The sequence below is a fragment of the Lentzea sp. NPDC037011 genome (genome assembly GCF_055607425.1).
This window is the reverse complement of sequence record NZ_JBVJRT010000015.1, coordinates 157,809-182,603: the sequence shown is the minus strand read 5'-3', so window position 1 is coordinate 182,603 and position 24,795 is coordinate 157,809. Positions and strand designations below refer to the sequence as shown.

General features: G+C 71.0%; 23 protein-coding genes. 15 read left to right on the top strand and 8 right to left on the bottom strand.

Annotation, left to right across the window (positions count from 1 at the left end; all coding sequences use genetic code 11):
* Positions 1 to 19: 19 nt before the first annotated feature.
* From ACZ7CH_RS36125 to ACZ7CH_RS36115, 3 genes are all read left to right on the top strand, one after another.
* Positions 20 to 1,060: a C40 family peptidase gene (locus ACZ7CH_RS36125; protein ID WP_458433763.1), complete on the top strand. Its 1,041-nt coding sequence runs from the start codon at positions 20 to 22 to the stop codon at positions 1,058 to 1,060.
* 151 nt (positions 1,061 to 1,211) lie between these two features.
* Entirely contained in the window at positions 1,212 to 1,856 is a 645-nt protein-coding gene (locus tag ACZ7CH_RS36120) for a basic secretory protein-like protein (protein ID WP_470375997.1), read from the top strand.
* A 9-nt stretch (positions 1,857 to 1,865) separates the two neighbouring features.
* The gene (locus ACZ7CH_RS36115) at positions 1,866 to 2,978 is read left to right on the top strand and encodes a glycosyltransferase family 4 protein (RefSeq protein WP_458433762.1); all 1,113 of its coding nucleotides are present in this window, start codon (positions 1,866 to 1,868) and stop codon (positions 2,976 to 2,978) included.
* A gap of 227 nt (positions 2,979 to 3,205) precedes the next feature.
* Here the strand turns inward: ACZ7CH_RS36115 and ACZ7CH_RS36110 are convergent, their stop codons facing one another.
* Positions 3,206 to 6,073 carry an AfsR/SARP family transcriptional regulator gene (locus tag ACZ7CH_RS36110; protein ID WP_470375992.1) on the bottom strand — a complete coding sequence of 956 codons (2,868 nt, stop codon included), beginning with the start codon at positions 6,071 to 6,073 and terminating at the stop codon, positions 3,206 to 3,208.
* Between the two features lie 246 nt (positions 6,074 to 6,319).
* Positions 6,320 to 8,116 carry an AMP-dependent synthetase/ligase gene (locus tag ACZ7CH_RS36105; protein ID WP_360398586.1) on the bottom strand — a complete coding sequence of 599 codons (1,797 nt, stop codon included), beginning with the start codon at positions 8,114 to 8,116 and terminating at the stop codon, positions 6,320 to 6,322.
* A gap of 98 nt (positions 8,117 to 8,214) precedes the next feature.
* Between ACZ7CH_RS36105 and ACZ7CH_RS36100 the strand changes: the two genes are divergently transcribed.
* Genes ACZ7CH_RS36100 through ACZ7CH_RS36075 form a run of 6 tightly spaced genes read left to right on the top strand, consistent with a single transcriptional unit; the run spans position 8,215 to position 12,448 of the window.
* Positions 8,215 to 8,595: a polyketide cyclase / dehydrase and lipid transport gene (locus tag ACZ7CH_RS36100; protein WP_470372194.1), complete on the top strand. Its 381-nt coding sequence runs from the start codon at positions 8,215 to 8,217 to the stop codon at positions 8,593 to 8,595.
* A gap of 58 nt (positions 8,596 to 8,653) precedes the next feature.
* Positions 8,654 to 9,442: a metallophosphoesterase family protein gene (locus ACZ7CH_RS36095; protein WP_360398582.1), complete on the top strand. Its 789-nt coding sequence runs from the start codon at positions 8,654 to 8,656 to the stop codon at positions 9,440 to 9,442.
* Positions 9,443 to 9,465: 23 nt separating this feature from the next.
* Positions 9,466 to 9,906 (top strand): SRPBCC family protein, encoded by a 441-nt coding sequence (locus tag ACZ7CH_RS36090; RefSeq protein WP_360398580.1) that lies wholly within the window; start codon positions 9,466 to 9,468, stop codon positions 9,904 to 9,906.
* Positions 9,903 to 11,111 carry an ArsA family ATPase gene (locus ACZ7CH_RS36085; RefSeq protein ID WP_470375991.1) on the top strand — a complete coding sequence of 403 codons (1,209 nt, stop codon included), beginning with the start codon at positions 9,903 to 9,905 and terminating at the stop codon, positions 11,109 to 11,111. Before ACZ7CH_RS36090 ends, ACZ7CH_RS36085 begins: the two co-directional genes overlap by 4 nt.
* 27 nt (positions 11,112 to 11,138) lie before the next feature.
* A complete protein-coding gene (locus ACZ7CH_RS36080; RefSeq protein ID WP_360398576.1) occupies positions 11,139 to 11,477 on the top strand; it encodes a hypothetical protein in 339 nt (112 codons plus the stop codon).
* A complete protein-coding gene (locus ACZ7CH_RS36075; RefSeq protein ID WP_458433757.1) occupies positions 11,477 to 12,448 on the top strand; it encodes an ROK family glucokinase in 972 nt (323 codons plus the stop codon). The genes ACZ7CH_RS36080 and ACZ7CH_RS36075 overlap by 1 nt, the downstream gene beginning before the upstream one ends.
* A gap of 1 nt (position 12,449) precedes the next feature.
* On the opposite strand, the gene ACZ7CH_RS36070 is transcribed toward ACZ7CH_RS36075, so the two are convergent.
* Positions 12,450 to 12,785, bottom strand: coding sequence for a DUF3140 domain-containing protein (locus ACZ7CH_RS36070; RefSeq protein ID WP_360398572.1), 336 nt, complete (start codon positions 12,783 to 12,785; stop codon positions 12,450 to 12,452).
* A gap of 86 nt (positions 12,786 to 12,871) precedes the next feature.
* Here ACZ7CH_RS36070 and ACZ7CH_RS36065 point away from each other — a divergent pair, with 86 nt between their 5' ends.
* On the top strand, positions 12,872 to 13,102 hold the full coding sequence (locus ACZ7CH_RS36065) for a hypervirulence associated TUDOR domain-containing protein (protein WP_458433756.1): 231 nt from the start codon (positions 12,872 to 12,874) through the stop codon (positions 13,100 to 13,102).
* 545 nt (positions 13,103 to 13,647) lie between these two features.
* Here ACZ7CH_RS36065 and ACZ7CH_RS36060 read toward each other — a convergent pair.
* The gene (locus tag ACZ7CH_RS36060) at positions 13,648 to 14,127 is read right to left on the bottom strand and encodes a hypothetical protein (protein WP_470375990.1); all 480 of its coding nucleotides are present in this window, start codon (positions 14,125 to 14,127) and stop codon (positions 13,648 to 13,650) included.
* Between the two features lie 178 nt (positions 14,128 to 14,305).
* Here ACZ7CH_RS36060 and ACZ7CH_RS36055 point away from each other — a divergent pair, with 178 nt between their 5' ends.
* The 3 genes from ACZ7CH_RS36055 to ACZ7CH_RS36045 all read left to right on the top strand — a co-directional run bounded on the left by ACZ7CH_RS36055 (position 14,306) and on the right by ACZ7CH_RS36045 (position 16,678).
* Positions 14,306 to 15,040, top strand: coding sequence for a lysophospholipid acyltransferase family protein (locus tag ACZ7CH_RS36055; protein ID WP_360398566.1), 735 nt, complete (start codon positions 14,306 to 14,308; stop codon positions 15,038 to 15,040).
* 21 nt (positions 15,041 to 15,061) lie between these two features.
* On the top strand, positions 15,062 to 15,574 hold the full coding sequence (locus ACZ7CH_RS36050; RefSeq protein ID WP_360398564.1) for a polyadenylate-specific 3'-exoribonuclease AS: 513 nt from the start codon (positions 15,062 to 15,064) through the stop codon (positions 15,572 to 15,574).
* A 75-nt stretch (positions 15,575 to 15,649) separates the two neighbouring features.
* Positions 15,650 to 16,678, top strand: coding sequence for a 6-phosphofructokinase (locus tag ACZ7CH_RS36045; protein ID WP_360398612.1), 1,029 nt, complete (start codon positions 15,650 to 15,652; stop codon positions 16,676 to 16,678).
* Between the two features lie 94 nt (positions 16,679 to 16,772).
* Here the strand turns inward: ACZ7CH_RS36045 and ACZ7CH_RS36040 are convergent, their stop codons facing one another.
* The gene (locus tag ACZ7CH_RS36040; protein ID WP_360398562.1) at positions 16,773 to 17,780 is read right to left on the bottom strand and encodes a DUF2891 domain-containing protein; all 1,008 of its coding nucleotides are present in this window, start codon (positions 17,778 to 17,780) and stop codon (positions 16,773 to 16,775) included.
* A gap of 184 nt (positions 17,781 to 17,964) precedes the next feature.
* On the opposite strand from ACZ7CH_RS36040, the gene ACZ7CH_RS36035 reads away from it, so the two are divergent.
* Positions 17,965 to 19,353, top strand: coding sequence for a class II 3-deoxy-7-phosphoheptulonate synthase (locus ACZ7CH_RS36035; protein ID WP_360398560.1), 1,389 nt, complete (start codon positions 17,965 to 17,967; stop codon positions 19,351 to 19,353).
* 70 nt (positions 19,354 to 19,423) lie between these two features.
* Here ACZ7CH_RS36035 and pknB read toward each other — a convergent pair whose 3' ends face one another.
* Complete coding sequence (gene pknB, locus ACZ7CH_RS36030) at positions 19,424 to 21,412, bottom strand: Stk1 family PASTA domain-containing Ser/Thr kinase (RefSeq protein ID WP_470375989.1); 1,989 nt, start codon at positions 21,410 to 21,412, stop codon at positions 19,424 to 19,426.
* A gap of 77 nt (positions 21,413 to 21,489) precedes the next feature.
* On the opposite strand from pknB, the gene ACZ7CH_RS36025 reads away from it, so the two are divergent.
* Complete coding sequence (locus tag ACZ7CH_RS36025) at positions 21,490 to 21,855, top strand: Rv2175c family DNA-binding protein (protein WP_360398556.1); 366 nt, start codon at positions 21,490 to 21,492, stop codon at positions 21,853 to 21,855.
* Positions 21,856 to 22,012: 157 nt separating this feature from the next.
* On the opposite strand, the gene mptB is transcribed toward ACZ7CH_RS36025, so the two are convergent.
* Both mptB and ACZ7CH_RS36015 read right to left on the bottom strand, forming a co-directional pair.
* A complete protein-coding gene (gene mptB, locus ACZ7CH_RS36020; protein WP_458433754.1) occupies positions 22,013 to 23,464 on the bottom strand; it encodes a polyprenol phosphomannose-dependent alpha 1,6 mannosyltransferase MptB in 1,452 nt (483 codons plus the stop codon).
* Between the two features lie 170 nt (positions 23,465 to 23,634).
* A complete protein-coding gene (locus ACZ7CH_RS36015) occupies positions 23,635 to 24,702 on the bottom strand; it encodes a polyprenyl synthetase family protein (RefSeq protein WP_470375988.1) in 1,068 nt (355 codons plus the stop codon).
* Positions 24,703 to 24,795 lie beyond the last annotated feature (93 nt).

The window sequence follows — 24,795 nt, the reverse complement described above, 5'->3', positions numbered from 1 at the left end:
TAGCCTGCTCGCGTCGATCTTGGAACTGTGTGACGCGAAGGGGATCGGCGACGTGCTGTCGCGCAAGCTCACCCGCGGTGCTCTGGTTGTCGTGCTGCTCTGCTGCGCCGCCCCGGCGGTGTCCTCGGCAGCGCAACCCGCCGACCCCGCCCGCAGGTACGCCCAGCTGACCGAGCAGGCGACCAAGCTGAACGAGGAGGTGCTGCGCGCGCAGGAGGACCTCACGCTGCGCAGGGCCGAGCTCGAACGCGCCACGGCGGACGTCGCGGCGGCGCAGCAGATCGAGGTGCAGGCCAAGGCCGACGAGGAGGGCTTCCGCGGCCAGGTCGACCTGCTGACCGAGGCGTCGTTCGAGGGCGCGCGGTTCAACCAGCTCTCCGCGCTGCTCGTCGCGGACTCGCAGCAGGACTTCCTGCTGCGGCTCGAGATGATGCGAATCCTGGCTGAGGACAAGGCCGACTCGCTCGCGCGGCTGTCCGGCGCGGTGGAGAAGGCGCGGCAGGCCCACCAGGTGGCGGAGAACGCGCGCTCGCGTGCCGCCGCGGCCACCGAGGCGGCGGAACGGTTGAAGGCCGACCTGGAGGCCCGCAAGCGGGCGTTGCAGGGCCAGGTCGACGAGGTGCGCACGGCACTGGCACGACTGCCCGCGCCGGTCGTGCAGCAGCTGCGGGATCCGGGCGACCGGTCGCGGGTCAGCGTGCCAAGTGGTGCCGCCGGGATCGCGCTGCAGTTCGCGCTGGAGCAGCGCGGGGACGAGTACCGCTACGGCGCCACCGGGCTCGACCAGTGGGACTGCGCCGGGCTCACGATGAAGGCGTACGCCGCCGCGAACGTGGCCCTGCCCCGCACGTCCGGGGGACAGGCCTCGGTCGGACGCGCGGTGTCGCGCTCCGACGTCCGAGCCGGTGACCTGATCATCTACTACGCCAGCCGCTCGCACGTGGCCATGGCGGTCGACAACGCGCGCGCTGTGCACGCCTCCACCGAGGGGCAGCCGGTGAAGATCGCGCCGATCGACGCCATCGGGCCCATCGCGGTTATTCGTCGCATCGACGGCTAGCGTTGCGCGCGTGAGGCGCTTCAGGACGGTGTTGGCGGTGCTGGTCGTCGTCACGTTCCTGCTCAGCCTCAACGTGGCGTTGCACCCCAGCGCCGTTGAGTTGCCGTCGACCGCAACACCCGATTGCACAGCAATCTCGCGCTCGGCGGCGATGGGTACGGTGACCAGCAGTTCCTGTGACGGGGAGCTGGCGGCGCGGGTGCAAGGGTTGCTCGACGAAGCGGTAGCAGCCGTATCCAATGTATTGGATATCGGTCGTGGGCTGAGCTGGTCGCGGCGCGTCGACGTCGTCATCCCCGCCTCGGACGCCGAGCTGGTGTCGCTGGTCGGGCCGGCGTTCAAGGACATGGCGGGCATCGCCATCCGCGACGGCGCCGCGCAACGGGTGGTGCTCAACCGGGTGCGGGTGGCGCCGTTGTCGGACCTGGAGCTGGGCGTGCTGCTGCGGCACGAGATCACCCACGTCGCGACCCGCGACCAGGCGTCGGACTCGGCGCCGCTGTGGCTGGTGGAGGGGTTCGCGGACTGGGTGGCGTTCCAGGCGACCGGGCTGCCGCTGCGGGAGGCGGCGCCGCTGCTGACGGCCGACGTGTCCGCGTTGCCCACCGACTTCACCGGCCCCGGCCGCGACCTCGCCTACCAGCAGGCGTACTCGGTCGTGGTGTACCTGCAGTCGCGGCTGGGGGAGCGCGGCGTCGTCGAGTTCTTCCTGCGCAACGCGTCGCTGTCCGCTGTGGACGCCCGCGCCGTGGACGTGGCGGGCTGGCGCGACTTCCTGCGGACCACGATCGGATAGCGTTGGTCCGTGCGCCGAACCTTGCTGGTGACCAACGACTTCCCGCCCCGCCCCGGTGGCATCCAGGCCTACCTGCACGCACTGGCGACCCGCCTGCCCGCCGACTCGCTCGTGGTCTACGCGCCGAAGTGGAAGGGCGACGCCGAGTTCGACGCGCGCCAGCCGTTCCCCGTCGTGCGGCACCCGACGTCGCTGATGCTGCCGACCCCCGACGTGCTGCGCCGCGCCCGTGCCATCGCGCGCACCGAGTCGTGCGACGCCGCCTGGTTCGGCGCGGCCGCCCCGCTCGCACTGCTGGCACCGCGCCTCGGCCTGAGCCGGTCGGTCGCGAGCACCCACGGCCACGAGGTCGGCTGGTCGATGCTGCCCGTGGCCAGCCAGGCGTTGCGCGCCATCGGATCCGGTGTGGACGTCGTGACCTACGTCAGCCGCTACACCCGCTCCCGCTTCGCGGCGGCGTTCGGCCCGCTCGCCGCCCTCGAACACCTGCCGTCCGGTGTGGACACGGACCTCTACCGCCCCGACCCGGCCGCACGCGCGGAGCTCCGCCGCCGCTACGGCCTCGGCGACCGCCCGGTCGTCGTCTGCGTGTCCCGCCTCGTGCCGCGCAAGGGTCAGGACGTCCTCATCCGCGCGCTCCCACTGATCCGCCGCTCCGTGCCGGACGCGGCCCTGCTGATCGTCGGCGGCGGCCCCTACCGCGCGAAGCTCGACGCCCTCGTCGCCGAAACCGGCCAGGCGGGCAACGTCGTGCTGACCGGCTCGGTACCGTGGGAGGAGCTGCCGGCCCACTACAACGCCGGTGACGTCTTCGCGATGCCCTGCCGCACCCGTGGCCGCGGCCTCGACGTCGAAGGCCTCGGCATCGTCTACCTCGAAGCGTCCGCGACCGGTCTGCCCGTCGTCGCCGGACGGTCCGGCGGCGCACCCGAGACGGTCCGCGACGGCATCACCGGCAACGTCGTCGACGGCCGCGACGTCGACGACGTCGCCACCAAGGTCGCCGCCCTGCTCGCCGACCCCGCTATGGCCACCGAGATGGGCCGCGCCGGCCGGGACTGGGTGAGTACCCACTGGCAGTGGGACCAGCTCGCCCACCGGCTCCAGCAGCTCATCGGCTGACCGATATCCGATATGCCATATCCAATACCCGATATATCGCCTAGCTACGGGCGGCAATGCTCAGCTGGTCACATATGACAACGTTGTCATTGGCAGCTGACCGTCGGCAGCAGACTGATGTATTGGATATGGGATATGGCGCGATAGCTCGCGCCAAGCTCAGCTCACCAAGCTCCAGCTCACCAAGCTCCAGCTCGCTGAGCTCAGCTCGCTGGCTCCGGCGCGTCTCAGCTGAGCGCGCGAGCTCGCGTCTCCAGGGCGTGCAGACCGAGCTCGGTGCTCCGCCGAATGGCTTCGGCGGCAGCCGAGCGAGCCTCCACGTCCGACCCGAGATCGCGCCGCACCGCCGCGAGCACGATCAACGCCCGCACCTCACCGGAGGCGTACCCGATGCGGCGGGCCGTCGCGAGCGCCTGGTCCAGGTACTCCACGGCCCCGTCGAGCTGGGCCAGCGCCCGGTGGACCTCGCCGAGCGTGATCCGCACCGACGCCGCCACCTGCTGGTCACCGCCGTCAGCGACCAGCGCCAGCGCGCGTGAGGCGAGGGAGAGGGCGAGGTCGGCGTTGCCCTCGGCGAGCTCCAGGGCGGCGAGGTTCTCCAGGGTCTCGGCCTCGCCGGCGGGGACGTTGCCGATCTCCAGGGCACGGGTCAGGTGAGCGCGGGCCTCGTCGTGACGGCCCTGCAGGCGCAGCGCCATGCCGAGGTAGGTGTGGCCGTCGGCGTTGGGCGCCAGCGCCAGGGCCTGGGTGAAGTGCTCCACGGCCTCGTCGACCTCGCCCAGCTCGACGGCCAGCTGACCGAGGTTGTACAGGCCCGTGCTGACGCTGTCCTCCGAGCGCAGCATCTCCAGGCACCGCAGCAGGGCGTCCTTCGCGGCACCGAGCTGACCGGAGCGGCGGTAGACGAGGCTGAGGTTGTTCAGCACGCCCGCCTCGGCGTCCTTGTCGCCCAGCGCGCGGTACAGCTCCACGGCCCGGCTGTGGTGGTCGACGGACCGCGCGTACTCACCGAGCCGCAGGTAGAGGGTGCCGAGGTTCGCGTGCATCGCCGCCTCCGCCGGGCGGTGCGCGGACGCCTGGGCGGCCTGCAGGCCGTGGTGGGCGGTCGCGAGCCATTCGCCGACGTGCTGGCCGATCCACAGGTAGCCGCGCAGCGCGTCGGCCAGCTGGAACGCCACGGGGGCGGGGCCGTGCAGGGCGGCGTGCCGGATGGCGGCGGTCAGGTTCGGGCGTTCGGCGTCGAGCCACGCCAGCGCGTCGGCCTGCGTCGAGATCCGCGGCACCGGGCCCGACGCCGTCGACGGCAGCCGCAGGATGCCGGGGTAGAGCAGCTCGGCGCAGCGTTCTGCGCCGCGCACGTAGTGGTCGAGCAATGCCGTCAGCGCCGCCTGCTGCTCGGCCGGGGTGTCCAGCTCCGCCCGCAGCGACGCCGCGTAGTGCATCAGCTCGTCGTGGAACCGGTAGCGACCCGGAGCGGGCGACACCACCAGGTTCGCGATCACCAGCACCGTCAGCAGGCCCTCGGCGTCCACGTCGGCCAGCGCGGACGCGGCCTCCGCGGTGAAGTCCGGTCCCGGCACCAGCGACAGCAACCGGAACAACCGCTGCGGCGCCGGTGGCAGCGCGGCGTAGGCGAGCTCGATCGGCGAACCCGAGATCGTCACGTCGTCGCGCCCGGCCAGGTACGCCGCCGCCACCCGCAGCGCCAGCGGCAGGTGCCCGCACCGCGCGGCCAGCTCCGCGTGCTCACCCGGTCCCAGCAGCTTCTCCAGCAACGCCACCGACTCGCCCGGCGTGAACACGTCCACCGGCACGGTCCGCGCGCCGTTCATGGCGATCAGCCCGCGCAGGTCGTCGCGCGAGGTCACGATCACCGGGCACGACGCCGTCCCCGGCAGCAGCGCCCGCACCTGGTCGGGCGCGGAGGCGTTGTCGAGCACCAGCAGCACCCGCCGGCCCGACAGCAACGACCGCAGCATCGTGCTCTGCTCGTCCGCGTCCGGTGGGATCTCGTCCGGCGGCACGCCCAGCGCCCGCAGGAACCGCGACAGCACGTCCACCCCGTCCGCGGGCGGGCCCAGCGCGTATCCGCGCAGGTCGACGTACAGCTGCCCGTCGGGGAACCGGTTCCGCAGCACGTGCGCCACCCGCACGGCCAGCGTCGTCTTGCCCACCCCCGGCGGCCCCGCCAGCGTCACGATCGGCACCGCGTTGCCCAGTGCCCCGGTGACCAGCGCCGTGATCCGCTCGACGTGCCGTTCCCGCCCGGTGAAGTCCGGGGTGTCCGCCGGCAGCTGCAGCGGTGACGGCGGCGCGCGGTCGGGTGCCCGTTCCGGCACCGGTGCCGCGAGCTCGGGTGAGCGGACCAGGATCGCCTGGTGCAACGCCCGCAGCTCGGCCGACGGGTCGATCCCGAGCTGCTCGTCCAGGGTCCGGTCGAGCTGCCGGAACGCCTCCAGCGCCTCCGCCTGCCGGCTGCTGCGGTACAGCGCGAGCATCAGCTGCCCCCAGAACCGCTCGCGCAGCGGGTGGTCCCGCGTCAGCGCGAACAGCTCCGGCACCAGGTCCGCGTGGTTGCCCAGCGCGAGCTCCACGTCGACCCGCTGCTCGTGCACGGTCATCAGCAGCTCGGTCAACCGCGGCGCGTGCTCGGCGTACAACGTCTCCGAAGGCACGTCCGACAGCACCGGCCCGCGCCACAGCTCCAACGCCTCAGCAAACGCTTTCCGCGCCCTGACCAGGTCGTTCGCCGCCGCCGCACGTCCGCGTGCCGCCGCGTCGGCGAACCGGTGGACGTCCACGGCCAACGGGTCGACGCGCATCCGGTAGCCGTCGGCGGCGGTCTGGATCAGCGACGGGTCGCCCAGTGCGGCACGCAACCGCATCACGTACGTCTGCAACGTGCCCCGCGTCCGCGCGGGCGGCGCGTCACCCCACACGTGCTCGACCAGTTCCGTCACGGGCACCACGCGGTTGGGCCGCAGCAGCAGCGCCGCGAGCAACGCCCGGTGCTTGCCGGCGCGGAGCAGGACGGCGGAGTCGCCCAGGCGCACCTCCATCGGGCCGAGCAGCCGGAACTGCGGACCCGAGGTCATTGCCTTCCCCCTACGCGCGCCGGATGATCCCGTCTCACTCACAGCCTATTAGCGCGCTGTCGCCGAGTGACATCGGCGCGTCAGCGATACGTCAGCGCCGTCCGGCAGTCTTCTACTCGTCCCGGTCGGGGGGCCGGGGCAACAACACTTCTCGGGTTCCGCGGAGGTTCGCGGATCACGATCGCTGGGGGTCGAAAGGCCCAGGAGCTCTCTTCCAGCTCCTGGGCCTTTCGCGCTGTTCAGGACCTACTTCGCGTAGATCGCGTCGATGTCGGAGGCGTACGTGTTCGCCACGACCGACCGCTTCAGCTTCAGCGACGGCGTCATCTCGCCACCGGCCTCGGTGAAGTCCACCGGCAGCACGCGGAACTTGCGGATCGCCTCCGCCTTGGACACCGACCTGTTCGCCTCGTCCACCACGGCCTGGATCTCGGCCAGCAGGTCGGGGTCCTCGACCAGGTCGGGCACCTCGGCCGAGGCCGGCTTGCCGTGCGACTCCTTCCAGGCCGGGAAGAACTCCGGGTCGATCGTGATCAGCGCGCCGATGAACGGCTGCTTGTCGCCGACGACCATGCACTGCGAGATCAGCGGGTGCGCCCGGATGCGGTCCTCGAGCTGTGCGGGGGAGACGTTCTTGCCACCGGCGGTGACGATGATCTCCTTCTTGCGCCCGGTGATCCTCAGGAAGCCCTCGCCGTCGAGCTCGCCGATGTCACCGGTGTGGAACCAGCCGTCCTCCAGCGCCTCCTCGGTGGCGGCCTCGTTGTTCCAGTAGCCGGTGAAGACGATGTCGCCCTTGATGAGGATCTCGCCGTCCTCGGCGATGCGCACCGACGTGCCGGGCACCGGCAGGCCGACCGTGCCGACCTTCTCCTGGCCCTTGAACGTCACGCACGCCGCCGCCGACGTCTCGGTCAGGCCGTAGCCCTCGTAGACCGGGATGCCCGCGCCGCGGAAGAAGTGCGACAACCGGTCGCCCAGCGGCGCACCACCGGACACGGCGGCGACCGCGCGGCCACCGAGCGCGGCACGCAGCTTCGAGAACACCAGCTTGTCGAACACGGCGTGCTTGACCCGCAGCCCGAAGCCGGGGCCGCCGTCGTCGAGCGCCTGGCTGTAGGCGACCGAGGTGGCCTCGGCGGCGTCGAAGATCTTGCCCTTGCCGCCGGCGTGCGCCTTCTGCTTGGCGCCGTTGTAGACCTTCTCGAACACGCGCGGCACCGCGACGACGAACGTCGGGCGGAACTGGCCGAGGTCGCCGACGAGGTTCTGCACGTCCGCGGTGTGGCCCAGCGTGGCACGCGAGTACACGCACGCGAGGTACAGGGCACGCGCCAGGATGTGCGCGAGCGGCAGGAACAGCAGCAGCGAGTTGCCGGCCGCGAGGATCTCCGGGAACCGCGACAGCGCCGACCGCACCTCGGACAGCAGGTTGCGGTGCGTCAGCGTGCAGCCCTTGGGGCGGCCGGTGGTGCCGGAGGTGTAGACGAGCGTCGCCGTCTCGTCCGCCTTCACCTGGCCGCGGCGCTCGTGCACCTGCTCGTCGGTGATCTCGGCACCCAGCGCCGTCAGCTCGTCGACGGCGGGCGCGGAGCCCTCGATCTGCCACACGTGCCGCAGCTCGGGCAGCGTGCCGACGACCTCGTCGACCAGCGCGCGGTGCTGCGCGGCCTCGACGAACACCGCCTTCGCACCCGAGTCGGACAGGATCCACTGGATCTGGCCTGCCGACGAGGTCTCGTAGATCGGCACGACCACGCCGCCCGCCGCCCAGATGGCGAAGTCGAGCAGCGACCACTCGTAGCGGGTCTTCGACACCAGGCCGACGCGGTCGCCGTGCTCCAGGCCGGCGGCGATCATGCCCTTGGCGACCGCCATCACCTGCGCGGCGAAGTCCCGCGCGGTGATGTCGACCCAGGTGCCGTCGACCTGCCTGCGGAAGCTGACGGCGTTGCCGAACCGTTCCGCGTTGGCCCACACCATGTCGGTGAGGTTCTCCTCAGGAGCCACTGCGGCGGTGGCGGGGACGCTGAACTCGCGCACGTCAACCTCCGTACGATGATTTGTTACTGGTGGGGAAACTTAGCGTGTGATTCCGGCGATACAAAGGTTGGTACGCCCTTCCGTTACCTTTTGACCCCATGGCCAGTGTGGACGTCGTCGACGAGACATTCCTGGCGGTCCCGCCCAGCGTGGTCGCCGCAGCCTTCTCCGTGCCGTCGTCGTGGCGGGCGTTCTGGCCGGACCTGGACCTCGACGTCTACGCAGACCGGGGCCAGGAGGGCCTGCGCTGGACGGTGGGCGGCGCGCTCGTGGGCACCATGGAGGTCTGGCTCGAGCCGATGCTCGACGGCACCCTGCTGCACTACTTCCTCCGCGCTGATCCGCCCGCCGGGTCGCTCACCCCGCGCAGCGCGCGCCGTGAGGTGCAACGCCGCCAGCTCGCCGCCAAGTCCGTGGCACTCGGCCTCAAGCTGACCCTGGAGGACGGCCGTCCGGCCGGCTGCCCTCCGGCCGGGTGATCGACAGTGGCACGTGTCTCGTGAAACCCCGGTGCGCCCGTTGAACTAGGTTGGGACCGTGCGGGTTCACGTGGTTTCGGATGTGCACGGCAACGCGGAGGCGCTGGCGCGTGCCGGTGACGGGGCGGACGCGCTCGTCGTGCTGGGCGACCTCATCGACTTCGTGGACTACTACGACCACTCCAAGGGCATCATGGGCCGCGTGTTCGGCCCGGAGAAGGTCGGGGTCTTCGCGGAGCTGCGCCGCGGCACCCGGCGCGCCGACACCGCGGGCTACGTCCGGTCCCTGTGGGACGGTCTGGACGACGCCCGCGCGGTCGTGGAGGAAGCGGTGCTGGAGCAGTACCACGCGTTGTTCGGGGCGATGTCCGCGCCGACGTACGCGACACCGGGCAATGTGGACAGTCCGCACCTGTGGCCGCGGTTCGCCCGCGACGGCGTGCACGTCGTCGACGGCGCCGCGGTGGAGATCGGCGGGCTGCGGTTCGGGTTCGCGGGCGGCGGGCTGCTCATGCCGGGACACGTGCGCAACCCCGACGCGCCCTGGTTCCCGTACCTGCGCACCGAGCAGGACATGGCGGCCGCGCTGGACCGGATGGGGGAGGTCGACGTGCTGTGCACGCACATCCCGCCGCAGGTCCCCGACCTGACCTACGACGTCGTCGCGCGCCGCCCGGAGTGGGGCTCGCGGCCGGCGCTGGACAAGATCGTGCGGGAACGCCCGCGCTGGTCGGTGTTCGGGCACGTGCACCAGCCGCTGGCCCGCCGGGTGCGCGTCGGCTACACCGAGTGCATCAACGTCGGGCACTTCCAGCGCAGCGGCAAGCCTCACGTCCTCAACTGGTAAAGACGCGAGTAGCCTCCTGTTCCATGGCCGACGAGTCCACTCAGTCCATCGTCATCGACGCGCCGCCTGAGAAGATCATGGCGATCATCGCGGACTTCCCGTCGTACCCGGACTGGGCGAACGGGATGAAGGAGGTCGAGGTCCTCGACACCCGCGACGACGGCCGCGCCGAGCAGGTGCGGTTCGCGATCGACCAGGGTCCCGTGAAGGACGAGTACACGCTGAGGTACGACTGGGCGCCCGACGGCCTCTCGGTGCGCTGGGACCTCGTCAAGGGCACCATGCAGAAGTCGCAGCACGGCAGCTACGTGCTGGAGCCGTCGGGGACCGGCACCAAGGTCACCTACACGCTGTCGGTGCAGCTGGTGATCCCGATGATCGGGCTGTTCCGCCGCAAGGCCGAGAAGCTGATCCTCGACACCGCGCTCAAGGAGCTCAAGAAGCGCGCGGAGAAGGCGGCTTGAGCCGGGTCCTGCTCTTCACCGGCAAGGGCGGGGTCGGCAAGACCACCCTGGCCGCCGCGACGGCGGCCACGCTCGCGGCGCACGGCCGCAAGGCGCTCGTGGTGTCGACCGATCCCGCGCACTCCCTGGGCGACGCGCTCGACGTGCGCCTGGGTGCCGCGCCGTCCGAAGTGGACGGTGCAGGTGGCCTGTTCGCCAGCCAGATCGACCCCCGCGGACTCGTCGACGACGCCTGGGGTGACCTGCGCGGGCACCTGCGCACGGTGCTGGCCGGCGCCGGGGTCGACGAGCTCGACGCCGAGGAGCTGACCGTCCTGCCGGGCGTGGAGGAGCTCCTCGCGCTGGCGGAGGTGCGCAGGCTCGCCGCGGCCGGGCCGTGGGAGGTCGTGGTCGTCGACTGCGGTCCGACGGCGGAGACGCTGCGGCTGCTGTCGCTGCCCGAGGCGTTCGCGGGCTACCTGGAGAGGCTCTTCCCGACGCACCGGCGCGTGGTGCGCGGCCTGCTGGCCGGTGTCGCGGGTACCGGCACCGTCGAGAAGTGGGACGCGACGGCGGACGCGCTGAGCCGGCTGGCGGAGCGGCTGGACGCGCTGCGGTCGATGCTCGCGGACCCGTCCTCGTGCTCGGTGCGGCTGGTGCTCACGCCCGAACGCGTGGTCGCCGCGGAGACCCGGCGGACGCTGACCGCGTTGGCGCTGCAGGGGATCCGGGTCGACAGCGTGATCGCGAACCGGCTGGTGCCGTCACCGGGACCGGCGCGCGGCGCGGCCGCCACGTGGCTGCGGACCCGGCGGCACGAGCAGGACGCGGTGCTCGCCGAGCTGACCGGCATCGGCGAGATCCGCACGGTCGACCACCGCGCGTCCGAACCCGTGGGCGTGACGGCGTTGCTGGAGGTCGCGGCGCAGCTGTACGGCGACGAGGACCCGTTGCCCGGTGCCGCGGTGTCGGAGTCGCTGCTGGAGGTGTCGGGCAGCGGACGCGGGCTCGACGCCCGATACTCGCTGCGGATCGCGTTGCCGCTGGCCGATGACACGGAACTGGACCTTGCGCGCGTGGGCGACGACCTGGCGTTGACCGTCGATGGCCGGCGTCGGCTCGTGGCGCTGCCCTCGTTGCTGAGGCGCTGCATCGTGACCGGTGCGGAGATGGACTCGGCCGGCGTGACGGTGGGGTTTCGGCCGGACCCGGCGCTGTGGCGTTGACCTCGTGGCGCTGATCAGGAGTTTTTCATGACCGAGAACAACGGCAAGCTCGCCGAGGAGCTGCGGCTGCTCATCGACACCGCCGCCGAGCGCATGCAGCCGTGGCTGCAGCGCGTGGCCGAAGCGGGCGATGGCGCGCACGCGCCGGAGACGTGCGGCTGGTGCCCGGTGTGCAACGGCGTCGCACTGCTGCGCGGCGACCGTTCCGAGCTCGCCGCGAAGGCCGCGGAGCACGCCGCCGGGCTGGTGGCGGTGCTGCGGGCCGCTCTGCGCGAACCGGGCACGCCCGCACCGGCCGAACCGGCCGAACCCGCTGACGCCGGGCAGCGCGTTCAGCACATCAAGGTCGTCAGGAAGACCGACTAGTGCTCACCGTCGGAGTCGATATCGGGGGCACCAGTGTGCGCGCTGGTGTCGTGGACGCGCGTGGGTCCGTGCTCGACACCTCGCGCGCGCCGACACCCGCTGGTGAACGCGCTCTCGAAGACGCGCTCGTCGCCGCCGTGGAAGAGGTCGCGGCCCGGCACGCGGTGGACGCCGTCGGCCTCGCCGTCGCCGGGTTCATCGCCTCGGACCGCCGCACGGTGCGGTTCGCGCCGCACCTGGCGTGGCGGCAGATGAACGTCGCCGACCGCATGAGCGACCGCCTCGGCCTGCCCGTCGTGCTGGAACACGACGCGAACGCCGCCGCGCTGGCCGAACACCGCTTCGGTGCCGCTCGCGGCGCCAAGACCGCTGTTCTGGTGGCCATCGGGACCGGTATCGGCGCGGCCCTGCTGCTGGACGGCGAGGTGTTCCGCGGCGCGTACGGCGTTGCACCCGAGCTCGGTCATCTGCGCGTGGTGCCCGACGGCCGTCCGTGCCCGTGCGGCAAGAACGGCTGCTGGGAGCGCTACTGCAGCGGGACGGCGTTGAGTGCGACCGCCGTGGAGCTGCTGGCCAAGCACCCCGGCATCTCGACCGTGCTCGGCCGTGAGGCCGCAGGCGACTCACGCGCCGTGACGGGTCGTCGAGTCGCCGGTGCCGCACGCGACGGTGACCCGTTGGCGCAACGCGCGATGGCCGACCTGGCGCGCTGGCTCGGCGAGGGCCTGGCGCTGGTCGCCGACGTCTACGACCCCGAGGTGATCGTCATCGGGGGAGGGGTGTCGGAGTCGGCGCCGCTGTTCCTCGACGACGCCCGCGAGCGCTACGCCGCCGTCGTGACCGGCGCCGGTCACCGCCCGCTGGCCAGGATTCGCACCGCGCAGCTCGGCGACGACGCCGGCATCGTCGGTGCGGCGACCCTGGCCCGCGAGACGGTGTCGTCGATGGCCCGCAACCACCACCGCCCCTGAGTCAGCTCTTCAGGGGGTCGTGGCCCCAGTTCATGAGCGAGTAGCGCCACCGGCTGCTCTCGATCTCGCTGGTGGGCTGGTCGGGCCGCTGGGCGAGGTGGCGGTGCACGTAGCCGACCACCTTGCGCATGTGCCCGTAGTCGTCATCGGTCAGATCGGCCTTCTTGGCCTGCAACAGCGCGACGATGCGGCGACCGGACGCGTGCCCGGTCGACTCGCCGCCGCTCTTGTCACCGACCTCCTTCGACTCGGCGGTGCCGAGCCACTTCTCCAGCTGGCTCGCGGTCATGTTCACGGCCTCGCCGAACTCCTTGCGCGTCTGCTCCTCGTCACCCACGTGCGTGTCCTCTCCTCCGTGTCGATCCCTGGCGGCCGGGTACCCGTGGTTACGCCGAACGACGCAACGCGACGAAGGGTCGGACGATGAGCGAGCACCCGTACAAGCCCGGCGACGAGGTCGAGTGGTCGAGTCACGGCAGCCGCACCCACGGCGAGGTGGAGGAGGAGATCACCACCGAGAAGCAGGCCGCCGGCCGCAAGGTGAAGGCGTCCGAGGACGAACCGCAGTACCGCGTCCGCAGCGCCAAGAGCGGCCGCGACGCCGTCCACAAGCCGAGTGCCCTCCACCCGCACCGCTCGTCGTCCTCCGACTGACCGCTACTCGCCTCACCTTTGCAAGGAGTCTTTTGCGGACGTCGTCAAAAGACTCGTTGCAAAGCAGTAGGTCAGCTCAGTCGAGTTTGGGCTCGGCGGCGTCTGGTTACTGGCTGCGGCGGTAGCTAAGAGCTATGGGGCTAGCTGAGGCCAGCTGATATATCGCGTGAGGAGTGTCGCGGCGAGCGTGTCGGGGTCTGTTCGCCCGCCGCGAACACTTGGCCCGAAATGCCCAGTTTTGCCCATCGGGGGCCGCGGGACTGTCGGTCTTCGCGAGGAGAATGAAAGCAAGGGGTCCCCCTTCGCGGGGGACCCCTGCGTCAGCTCGGAGAAGCGGTGGTCTGGGCGTCAGCGGCCGAGCACGCGCAGGATGCGCGGCCGGCGGCGCTTGGCGCGGTCGGCGTCCTTCTTGCTCAGGGTCGCCAGGGCGCGGGCCATCATCAGGTGCTGCATCTGGTCCATGCCGGCACCATAAGCACGGCCGAAACGTTATCTGAAGGTGTGAGTGGCCGTTATCACGCCGTTACCGACCCGGCCGTGAGGCGTCACACCTGGGCGCCGTCGTCCCAGCCCGAGTCCGGCGGCGGGGTGTTGCGCATGCGCAGGATCAGCAGGCCGATGCCCGCGCACAGGGCCACGAGCGACAGCGGCGTGCCCAGGCTCGCGTGCAACCCGAAGAGCCCGGGGGCCACCAGCAGCACGATGCCCAGCACCAGGATCAGCAGCGCCACGATCGTCGAGGCGCGCAGCACCGGGAACGGCGGCGGCTCCGGCGGCACGTAGTGGTCGTCGGCTTCGGACCGGTCGCGGTCGTCGTCCTCCGGTTCGGAGAGCACGTCCTCGGCCGGGTCGTCCCGGTCCTCGGTCCGCGTCCTCACGTCCTCCGTGCCCGCCTCGTCGAGGTCGAGCCAGTCCTTGCCGACCCCGTCCCGCTCGAGACCCGCGACGATCTCGGCAAAGAGCTCGTCGACGTTCTCGGGGCCGTCGGTCGAGTCGCGCCGGGCGTTCATCCAGAGCCTCTCCATGTGCCGCAACCCTCTGACCCCTCATCGTTGCACGGAGCGGATGTGTTGCGGGTTACGGCAGTCGGCTCAGTCACGCCCGTGACGCACAACCGCGGGACTCGTTGTGTGAGCAGCGGTCGGCTCCGTAGGCTGGTTGCCGGGATCAAGGTTCGCGGGGTCTAGGGAGGCGCTTCCCAAAGTGCTGTACTGGTTGATGAAGCACGTCCTCCTGGGACCGGTTCTGCGGCTGTTCTTCCAGCCGAAGATCATCGAGGGCGCCGAGAACATCCCCAAGGAGGGTGGCGCCATCCTGGCGAGCAACCACCTCGCCGTCTCCGACTCGTTCTTCCTGCCGCTGATGCTGTCGCGGCGGGTCACCTTCCCCGCGAAGATCGAGTACTTCACCGGCACGGGGATCAAGGGCAAGCTGCAGAAGTGGTTCTTCTCCGGCGTCGGCCAGGTGCCGATCGACCGGTCCAGCGCCTCCGCCGCGCAGGGCGCCCTCGACACCGGTGTGCGGATCGTGCGCGAGGGCAAGCTGCTCGGCATCTACCCCGAGGGCACCCGTTCGCCCGACGCCCGCCTCTACAAGGGCAAGGTCGGGGTCGCGTGGATCGCGCTGGAGTCCGGTGCGCCGGTCATCCCCGTGGCGATGTTCGGCACGGACAAGGCCAACCCCATCGGCTCGAGGATGTGGAAGCCGCACCCGATCCGCATCAAGATCGGCAAGCCGCTCGACTTCTCGCGCTACGAGGGCCTGTCCGGCGACCGGTTCGTGCTGCGGTCGATCACCGACGAGATCATGTACGCGCTCATGGAGCTCTCCGGCCAGGAGTACGTCGACGTCTACGCGGCCAAGGCCAAGGAGCTGCCCGGCAACGCGTCCGAGCAGGGCGGGAAGGCCGACCGGGTGCCCGAGAAGAAGGCGAGCTGAGCGGCACCCTAGGGTGTCGCGGTGCGGTTCTTCTACGACTGTGAGTTCATCGAGGACGGGGTGACGATCGACCTGGTGTCGATCGGTGTGGTCGACGAGGAAGGCCGCGAGTTCTACGCCGTGTCCACCGAGTTCGACCCCGAGCGCGCGGGTCCGTGGGTGCGGCAGAACGTCCTCAACCAGCTGCCCTCACCCGCGGACAAGGCGTGGCGCAGCCGCGCCCGCATCCGCGAGGACCTGCTCGACTTCCTCGGCGCCCGCAACGCCGCGCGCGACGACGTCGAGCTGTGGGCGTGGTTCGCCGCCTACGACCACGTGGCGCTGGCGCAGCTGTGGGGCGCCATGCCGGCGTTGCCGCGCGCCCTGCCCCGGTTCACCCGCGACTTGCGGCAACGCTGGGACGACGTCGGCCGCCCCAAGCTGCCCGCCCCTCCCGCCGACGCCCACGACGCCCTGGCCGACGCGCGGCACAACCTCGCGCGCTGGAAGGTGATCGAGGAACACCGGCAGAAAACCGGTTTTCCGGTCCGGTAAGTGAGACCCGCATTGCTGCACCGATACAGCTCGTGAAAGTCTGCGTGACACAGAACACGAGAGATGGGGAAGCAGATGCGCATCGGTGTGCTCACTGGCGGTGGTGACTGCCCCGGTCTGAACGCCGTGATCCGGGCCGTGGTCCGCAAGGGCATCAAGGCACACGGCTGGGAGATCGTCGGGTTCCGCAACGGGTGGCAGGGCCCGATCGAGAACCTCACCAAGTCGATCGACCTCGCGGACGTCGAGGAGATCCTGACCCGCGGTGGCACGATCCTGGGCTCGTCGCGCACGAACCCCTACAAGGTCGAGGGCGGTGTCGACCGCATCCGCGAGACCATCGCGGCGAACAACGTCGACGCCATCATCGCGATCGGCGGCGAGGACACCCTCGGTGTCGCCAAGCGCCTGACCGACGACGGCATCGGCGTCGTCGGCGTGCCGAAGACGATCGACAACGACCTCGGCGCCACGGACTACACGTTCGGCTTCGACACGGCCGTCCACATCGCGACCGAGGCCATCGACCGCCTGCGCACCACGGCCGAGTCGCACCACCGTGCGCTCGTCGTCGAGGTCATGGGCCGGCACGCGGGCTGGATCGCGCTGCACTCCGGTCTCGCCGGTGGCGCGAACGTCATCCTCGTCCCGGAGCGCCCGTTCAGCGTCGACAAGGTCGTCGAGCACGTCGAGCGCCGCTTCGAGAGCGAGTTCGCGCCGATCATCGTCGTCGCCGAGGGTGCGATCCCCGAGGGCGGCGCCGAGGTGCTGCACTCCGGTGAGCGCGACGCGTTCGGCCACGTCCGCCTCGGCGGTGTCGGCCAGTGGCTCGCGGAGGAGATCGCGGACCGCACCGGCAAGGAGTCCCGCGCGGCCGTCCTCGGCCACATCCAGCGCGGTGGCACGCCGACCGCCTACGACCGCGTGCTCGCGACCCGCTTCGGCCTGCACGCCGTCGACGCCGTCGCCGCCGGTGACTTCGGCACCATGGTCGCGCTGCGCGGCACCGAGATCGTGCGCGTGAAGCTCTCCGAGGCCACGGCCGAGCTCAAGACCGTCCCGGCCGAGCGCTACGAAGAGGCCGAGGTCTTCTTCGGCGCCTGACCCGGTAGCTCACGGGCAACCGATATATCAGTTGTGCAAAAGACGTTTGCGGACGACCGCAAACGTCTTTTGCATGAGTGGCGATTTGTGCTGGTCAGAAGGCTTTGACGTCGAGGTAGGCGGCGAAGGTGCCGAGCCAGTGGTCAGCCATGTAGCCGTGGCCGCCGAACACGTAGGTCCACCCGGCTTCGCGGTGTGCGGCGGAGGCCGTGCGCGCCAGGTCCGCGTACCGGTGCCCGGCCGGCACCGCATCGGCGATCGCCTCCCAGTTCCAGGCGCGCGACAACGCGAGCCCGGCCAGGTGCGAGCCGTACGGGTCACTGGGGTCGTCGACCGGGAACGGCTCACGCAGCGACCGCCACCGTTCCGCGTCCAGCTCCGGCAGGTAGGCGTCGAGCCAGGCGGCGAACTCGCCGGTGCCCAGCGCGCGCCGCATCAGGTCGGCCGTCGTCAGCGCGGGGGACAGGAAGTCGGCGGCGTCCGGTTCGAACCCGCCGTACGCCTTCTCGTCGCCGTGCCAGCGCAACGCCGCCTCGGCGCACGCGGTGACCAGCTCGGTGTCGCCGTTCGCCTGAGCCGCGTCGAACACCAGCCCGGTCGCGAACGCCGTGTTGCTGTGCGTCCCCGTCCGGATCGGCAACCGGGCCGCCGAGACCCACTCCAGCCACCGGTCGCGCAGCACGTCCGCGATCGGCGCCACCGACCACGGCAGCCCGGACGACCGCAGCTCCGCGTCGAGCAGCAGCAACCACGCCCACCCGTAGGGCCGCTCCCAGTACCGGCCCGCCGGTGAGGCGAAGAACGCGGCCTCCACGGCGCAGTTGTCCTGCGTGATCAGCTTGTCCAGCACGTCCCGCGCCAGGTCCGCGCCCTCCAGCTCCGGCCGCAACCGCAGCAGTCGCACCGCGAGCCACGTCTGGTGCACGCAGGAGTGCCAGTCGAACGACCCGGCGAACACCGGGTGCAGCACCCGTTGCGGCACCAGCCGGTCGTCGTTGTCGATCACGTGGGTCCAGTGCACGGGGTGGTCGCGCTGGACGTTGTCGATCGCGATGGCCAGCAGCCGGGCCGCGGTGCGGTCATCCAATCGGGTGGCATTCATGTGGCAATCATGCAATGTGACGTCTCAACAGGGCAGAGGCCAGCTCCCGCTGCCGATCGTTGACAACTGACAGACGACCGGGCAAAGCCGCTCGTCAACCGGTCGTGGCCGCGGTTGTGATCTTCGGCGGGCGGCTGACAGGGCCGACCCGGTCTCTCAGTGTGGAACAACTAAGCTGAGCAGCGTGAACTGGACCGTGGACGTGCCCATCGACACGCTTCCCGAGCTTCCGCCGCTGCCTCCCGAGATGCGCAAGCGCCTGGACGACGCCCTGTCGCGCCCGGCCGCCCAGCAGCCGGAGTGGCCCGACGCCGAACAGGTGCGTCGTGTGCGGACGGTGCTCGAGAGCGTGCCGCCGATCACCGTGCCCGCCGAGATCGACCGGCTGCACACGCAACTGGCGCAGGTCGCGAACGGTCAGGCGTTTCTGCTGCAGGGTGGTGACTGCGCGGAGACGTTCGCGGACAACACCGAGCCGCACATCCGCGCGAACATCCGGACCCTGCTGCAGATGGCCGTGGTACTGACCTACGGCGCGAGCCTGCCGGTGGTGAAGGTCGGCCGCATCGCCGGCCAGTACGCCAAGCCGCGTTCGTCGAACATCGACGCCCTCGGCCTGCCGTCCTACCGCGGCGACATCATCAACTCCCTGGTGGCCACGCCCGAAGCCCGTGTCCCGGACCCCGGTCGCATGATCCGCGCGTACGCCAACGCCGGTGCCGCGATGAACCTGCTGCGGGCGCTGACCGGCGCGGGTCTGGCCGACCTGCACCGCGTGCACGACTGGAACCGCGACTTCGTGCGCACCTCGCCCGCCGGTGAGCGCTACGAGGCGCTGGCCGGTGAGATCGACCGCGGCCTGCGGTTCATGTCGGCGTGCGGGGTGACCGACCAGTCGCTGCACGGCACCGAGATCTTCGCCTCGCACGAGGCGCTGCTGCTCGACTACGAGCGCGCCCTGCTGCGCCTGGACACCACCGGTGAGCAGCCCAGGCTGTACGACCTGTCGTCGCACTTCGTGTGGATCGGCGAGCGCACCCGCCAGCTCGACGGCGCGCACATCGCGTTCGCGGAGCTGCTGGCCAACCCGATCGGCCTGAAGATCGGCCCGTCGACGTCGCCGGAGATGGCCGTGGAGTACGTCGAGCGCCTCGACCCGCGGGGCGAACCGGGCCGCCTGACGCTCATCTCGCGCATGGGCAACCAGAAGGTCCGCGACGTGCTCCCGGCGATCGTGGAGAAGGTCGAGGCCAGCGGCCACAAGGTCATCTGGCAGTGCGACCCGATGCACGGCAACACCCACGAGTCGAGCACCGGCTACAAGACCCGCCACTTCGACCGCATCGTCGACGAGGTGCAGGGCTTCTTCGAGGTGCACCGGCGCCTGGGCACCCACCCCGGCGGCATCCACATCGAGCTGACCGGCGAGGACGTCACCGAGTGCCTGGGCGGCGCCCAGGAGATCTCCGACGCCGACCTGGCCGGCCGCTACGAGACGGCCTGCGACCCGCGCCTGAACACCCAGCAGTCACTGGAGCTGGCGTTCCTCGTCGCGGAGATGCTGCGCTCGTAGGTTTCCTGAAGACCGGCTGAAGAACGGAGGGCCCCGCGTCGAGAACGCGGGGCCCTCCGTGTTCTCACGGTCAGAGACCGATGATCGTGATCTCGGTACCGCGGCGCACCTTGCTGCGCGGCTGCGGGTCCTGGTTCACGACGGTCGCGTTGCCGCTCTTGTTGAACTCGACCTTGACCTTGAAGCCGAGGCGTTCGAGCTCCTCCTTGGCCTCGCGGACCTTCTTGCGGGTCACGTCCGGCACCTCGACCTCGCTGGTGTCCTCGAAGAACACCGTGACGCGCTTGCTCGACCCGACCTCCAGCACCGTGTTGGCCGCGGGATCGGTCCGGGTGACCCGCAGGTCGTCGGGGTTGCCGCCGTTCTGGCCCGCCTCCACCGGTTCGAGGCCCAGGCGCTGCAGCTCGGCGAACGCCTCGTCCCTCTTCTTGCCCTTCAGGTCCGGCACGGTCACCCGCGGCGCCGGGCCCTTGCTCAGCACCAGCGTGACCGGCTTGCCGATCTCCAGCGCCGTACCGGGCCGCGGGTCGAGCGCCACGACCTTGCCGATCGGCACGGTCTCGTGGAACGCGTCCTTCGCCGGGTCCTTGGTCGCCGTCAGACCGACCGCCTCGACCTCCTTGGTCGCGACCTCCACCTCGACGCCGACGGTCACGAACGGCACGACCGGCTTGCCCCGCGACACGATGAGCTTCACCGACTCGCTCTTACGCATCTCCGTGCCCTTGCCCGGCTCGGTGCGGATGACCTCACCCAGCGGCACCGTGTTCGACGGCTCCCGCACGACCAGCGGCGTGAGGTCGGCGCTCGACAGCAACCGGGTCGCGTTCGTCTCCGACTGACCCGACACCTCCGGCACGGTCGTCCAGCGGCCCGCGCTGAGGTACCAGGAGAACAGCCCGGCGATCAGCACCAGCACCGCGGCAACGGACCCCCAGATGGTCATCAGCCGCTTCTTGCGCTTGCGCTCCTCCTCGGCCGCGTCGACCTTCTTCTTGCGCTCAGGGGGGCGCCGGCGGGGCGGTTCGGGCCGCTGCATCGTGCGGGTGGCCGTCGCGGCCGGAGGAGGGCCGGTGTTGACCGTCGTCATCGCCGGCTTGCGCACCGGCGTCGTCGCCTCGGCCACGGCCACCGGCGTCACACCGACGGCCACCGGGACGGGGCGCATCACGACGGTCCTGTCGTTCTCGGGCGCCGTACCGGGAACGGGCACCGGCTGCGGCGTCAGGCCCAGCTCCGCGCCCACGCGTTCGAGCTCGGCGAGGAACGCGTCCGCGTTCGCCGGCCGCAGCGCAGGGTCGCGCCGCGTCGCCTTGCGCACGAGCGTGTCCAGGGCCAGCGGGATCTCGGGGATCGACGGGACGTCCGAGGTCACGTGCCGGTAAGCGACGGAGATGGGGGTCTCGCCGCGGTAGGGCGCCTGCCCGGCCAGCATCTCGTAGAGCACGATCCCGGCCGAGTACACGTCACTGCGCGCGTCCGCCGAACCCGTCTCCACCTGTTCGGGTGAAAGGTAGGCGACGGTGCCGAGGATCTCGCTGTCGCTGGTGATGCCGTTCTCACCGATCGCGCGCGCCAGCCCGAAGTCGGCGACCTTCACCTGGCCGGCCGACCCGATCAGCACGTTCTCCGGCTTCACGTCGCGGTGCACCAGGCCGGCGCGGTGGGCCGCACCCAGCGCGGACAGCACCGGGCCCAGCACGCTGAGCGCCGTGGCGGGAGGGAGCTTGCCGCGCTGGTTGAGCAGGTCGCGGAGGTTGCCGCCGTCGATCAGCTCCATGACCAGGTACACCTGGTCACCGTCGACGCCCTGGTCGTGCACCGACACCACGGCCGGGTGGTGCAGCTGCGCCGACGCGCGCGCCTCGCGTTCGAAGCGCGCGACGAAAGCGGGGTCCGCGGTCAGGCGCGGATCCATCACCTTCACGGCGACCTCGCGGTCAAGGCGGGTGTCGCGACCTCGATAGACGGTGGACATGCCACCGCGCGCGAGCACGGAGTCCACCCGGTAGCGCTGCTCCAGCAGTCCACCCATCACGTTCGAAACCGACCTCTCCACAGTGCGAGATGGTAAAGCTCAGGATGACCCGGTTGGCGGAAGGGCGTTCACAGTTGAGTTATGGCATCGTGACCCCCGTGAGTGCGATTCCTGCCGCTGCGGATGTACTGGCTGCCGACCTGGAGGTTCTTCCCCTCCCGGAGGTGGCCGACCGATTGGGACTTCCGGTCACCCGGGTCCACCAAATGCTGCGCGACGGGCAGCTGCTCGCCGAGCGGCGCGACGGCGTCCTCGTCGTTCCCGAAGCCTTCCTCGCCGCCGCGGGGGTGGTGAAGGGGCTGCCCGGCACCATCACGGTGCTGCGCGACCAGGGCTTCTCGACGAACGAGATCCTGCGCTGGCTGTTCGCGGAGGACGACAGCCTCCCCGGCACTCCGATCGAAGCATTGCGCGGAGACCGTGGGCGTGAGGTGAAGCGACGCGCCCAGGCGATGGGCTTCTAGATCACCCGATGCGGCGGTTCCGGGCGTCTCCGCAGACCAGAGGCGTCCGGAACCCCTGACCCGACGTGCCAGCCCGCGACGCCGAACGCCGCCGGGTAACGCCGGCCTCATCCGGTGGACGCTCGGGCGAGCACCACCCGGCCTGCTGTGCCGGCGCTCATTCGTAGCGGGTGGACAGGCCGAACGGGTCCGGCTTCACCAGCGACCTCGCCGCGAGCGCAGACACCAGCAACGCGAAGAACAGGTAGCCCCACGAGTACAGCGCGGTGTCGCCGTTGGGGAACGTCACCAGCAGCAGGAACACCGAGGCCAGCGACACCGCCACCAGCGCGCCCGTGGTCCACGCGAACCCGGCGGCCAGCGCCAGCGGCCAGCTGAAGTACCACGGCAGCGTGGCGGGGGACAGCAGCGCGACCGCCAGCATCGTCACCGCGCCGCGGCGGATGGCGTTGCGGACCTCGCCGTCACGCGAGGCCCACCACTGCGTGTACGCGATCCAGACGAGCACGATCGACCCGAGGGCCCGTGCGACGCCGAGGAAGATGCCGCCGTCGACGTAGACGAACCAGTTGACGACCATCCGCACGAAGTCGCCGACCGCGCTCGGGACCGACAGCCAGTTGATGATCATCGACGAGCTGCGCAGCGCCGGGATCCAGCCGAGGCCCACCCCCGCGACGAGCGTGCACGCGAGGAACGCCCCGGCGAACGCCGCCACACCGGGCAGCAGCGCCTTGCGGAACCGGGCGCGCTTGTCGCCCTCCAGCCGCGCCGCCCAGATCCACACCAGGAACGGCACGACCACGACCGCCGTCGCCTTCACCGAGAACGCGAGGCCGAGCAGCACGAAGCCCAGCACGTGCCTGCGGTCGAGCACCAGCAGCACACCGGCGGCCATCAGCCCGATCATCAGCAGGTCGTTGTGCGCGCCGCCGACCAGGTGGATCAGCAGCAGCGGGTTGGCCGCCACCAGCCACAGCGCGATCGCCGACTTCCCGCCCAGGTGCCGCGCGATGCCGGGCAGCGCCCAGCACAGCAGCACCAGCCCGCCGGCCAGCGCGAAGCGCATCGCGACGACGCCGAGGATCACGCTCGCGTCGGTGGCCCACACGATCGCCTTCGCGACCAGGATGAACAGCGGCCCGTACGGTGCCGGCGTGTGCTGCCAGACCCAGCTGACGTTGTCGCTCAGGGTGCTCTGCAGCACCGCGGGCCCGACCTCGTACGGGTCGTAGCCGGTCAGCGCGAGCTGGCCCTGCGCGAGGTAGCTGTAGATGTCCTTGCTGAACAGCGGCGGTGCGAACAGCAACGGCAACGTCCACACCGTCACCGCGACCAGCACCGCGAAGTCACCGATCTCGCCCCACCGCACGAGGCGGCCCAGGCGGACCCACGCCCAGATGACGAGGCCCAGGCCGATGTAGAGCACCATGTTGGCCAGGTCGTGGCCGTGGCCGTAGCGCAGCCAGCTCAGCCCGACCTTCGTGAGCAGCGGGTCCCGTTGCAGGATCGCGCCCGCGCCCATTCCGCCCAGCGCGATCAGCGCGACGCCCAGCAGGCCGAGCATGGTCGTGCGGATGGGGATGGCGTAGGGGTTCTTCTCGAGCACAGCTTCAAGAGGCTCCTGTGGAGACACCTCGGAGCTCGTGCGGGGAAGGGACGGGGTTGCAGCCATCGCCCGAACATCGTTGCACAAGGCGCGGAAGCGTCAGCAAGCAACGGCCCCCACTGGTCACGAGGAGTTAATCAGCGCACACGGCCGACGAGCGGCGGTCGTCCTCAGAAGGTCCGCTTCGTCGAGCTGATCGCGAGCTCGGCGAGCTTCGCGGCGGCCGGTTCCGCGACGGGGGCGTCGTCGAGCGCGGCGAGGGCGCTCTTGGTCAGGTCCTCGATGCGTTCCTCGACGGCGTCGACGGCGCCGACCTCGACGAGCTGGCGGCGGACCTCCTCGACGGTGGCGAGGTCGAGGTCCGGCTTGCCGAGCGCGATGTCCAACACATCGGCACCGAACTGCATGCCCAGCGCCACGAGCAGGGTGCGCTTGCCCTCGGCGAGGTCGTCGCCCGCGGGCTTGCCGGTCACCCCGGGGTCGCCGAACACACCGAGCAGGTCGTCGCGCAGCTGGAACGCGACGCCGATGTCGGCGCCGAACGCCCGCAGCCCGTCGACCAGCTCCGGTGAGCCGCCGGCCATCGCCGCGCCCATGTGCAGCGGCCGTTCGACGGTGTAGGCGGCGGTCTTGAGCCGGTCGATCCGCACCGCCGCGTCCGCCGACGAGTCGCCCCGCGCCTGCGTGAGGACGTCGAGGTACTGGCCGGCGAGCATCTCGGTGCGCATGTCCCGCCACGGCTCGCTCAGCCGGCGCAGCACGTCCGACGGCAGCCCGGCGGCGAAGAGCATGTCGTCGGCCCAGGCCAGTGCGATGTCACCGATCAGCACCGCGGCCGACATGCCGAACCGCTCCGGCGAACCGAGCCAGCCCTGCTCGCGGTGCCGCTCGCCGAACGCGATGTGCACGGTCGGCTTGCCCCGGCGCACCGAGGAGGCGTCCATCAGGTCGTCGTGGATCAACGCGCACGCCTGGATCAGCTCCAGCGAGCTGACCGCGGTGAGCACCTCGCCGGCGAGCTCACCGTCGGGGTCGCCCCCCGCCGCGCGCCACCCCCACCACGCGTAGGTCGGGCGGATGCGCTTGCCGCCGCCCAGCACGAACCCGGACAGCGCGTCCACCGCGCTCGCGAAGCTCGGGTCCATCGCCTCGCCCGACGCGCGCCGGGAGGCCAGGTACGTGGTCAGCGCTTCTTCGACGTGCGCGGGCAGTGCGACGTCGACGGGGTGGTGGGACACCCCTCCATGGTCCGCTGTGTCGGGTGCCACCCGCACGTCGGGGCGACCCCGTCCACATCGTGAGCCACCGTCCCACCAGGCGGACGACCCATT

Bases quoted from the DNA above. Each gene is read 5' to 3' on its own strand.
- ACZ7CH_RS36120 (WP_470375997.1), top strand. From the start codon at position 1,212: ATGGGTACGGTGACCAGCAGTTCCTGTGACGGGGAGCTGGCGGCGCGG.
- ACZ7CH_RS36060 (WP_470375990.1), bottom strand. From the start codon at position 14,127: ATGGAGAGGCTCTGGATGAACGCCCGGCGCGACTCGACCGACGGCCCC.
- ACZ7CH_RS36045 (WP_360398612.1), top strand. From the start codon at position 15,650: ATGCGCATCGGTGTGCTCACTGGCGGTGGTGACTGCCCCGGTCTGAAC.
- ACZ7CH_RS36100 (WP_470372194.1), top strand. From the start codon at position 8,215: ATGGCCAGTGTGGACGTCGTCGACGAGACATTCCTGGCGGTCCCGCCC.
- ACZ7CH_RS36080 (WP_360398576.1), top strand. From the start codon at position 11,139: ATGACCGAGAACAACGGCAAGCTCGCCGAGGAGCTGCGGCTGCTCATC.
- ACZ7CH_RS36040 (WP_360398562.1), bottom strand. From the start codon at position 17,780: ATGAATGCCACCCGATTGGATGACCGCACCGCGGCCCGGCTGCTGGCC.
- ACZ7CH_RS36090 (WP_360398580.1), top strand. From the start codon at position 9,466: ATGGCCGACGAGTCCACTCAGTCCATCGTCATCGACGCGCCGCCTGAG.
- ACZ7CH_RS36065 (WP_458433756.1), top strand. From the start codon at position 12,872: ATGAGCGAGCACCCGTACAAGCCCGGCGACGAGGTCGAGTGGTCGAGT.
- ACZ7CH_RS36110 (WP_470375992.1), bottom strand. From the start codon at position 6,073: ATGACCTCGGGTCCGCAGTTCCGGCTGCTCGGCCCGATGGAGGTGCGC.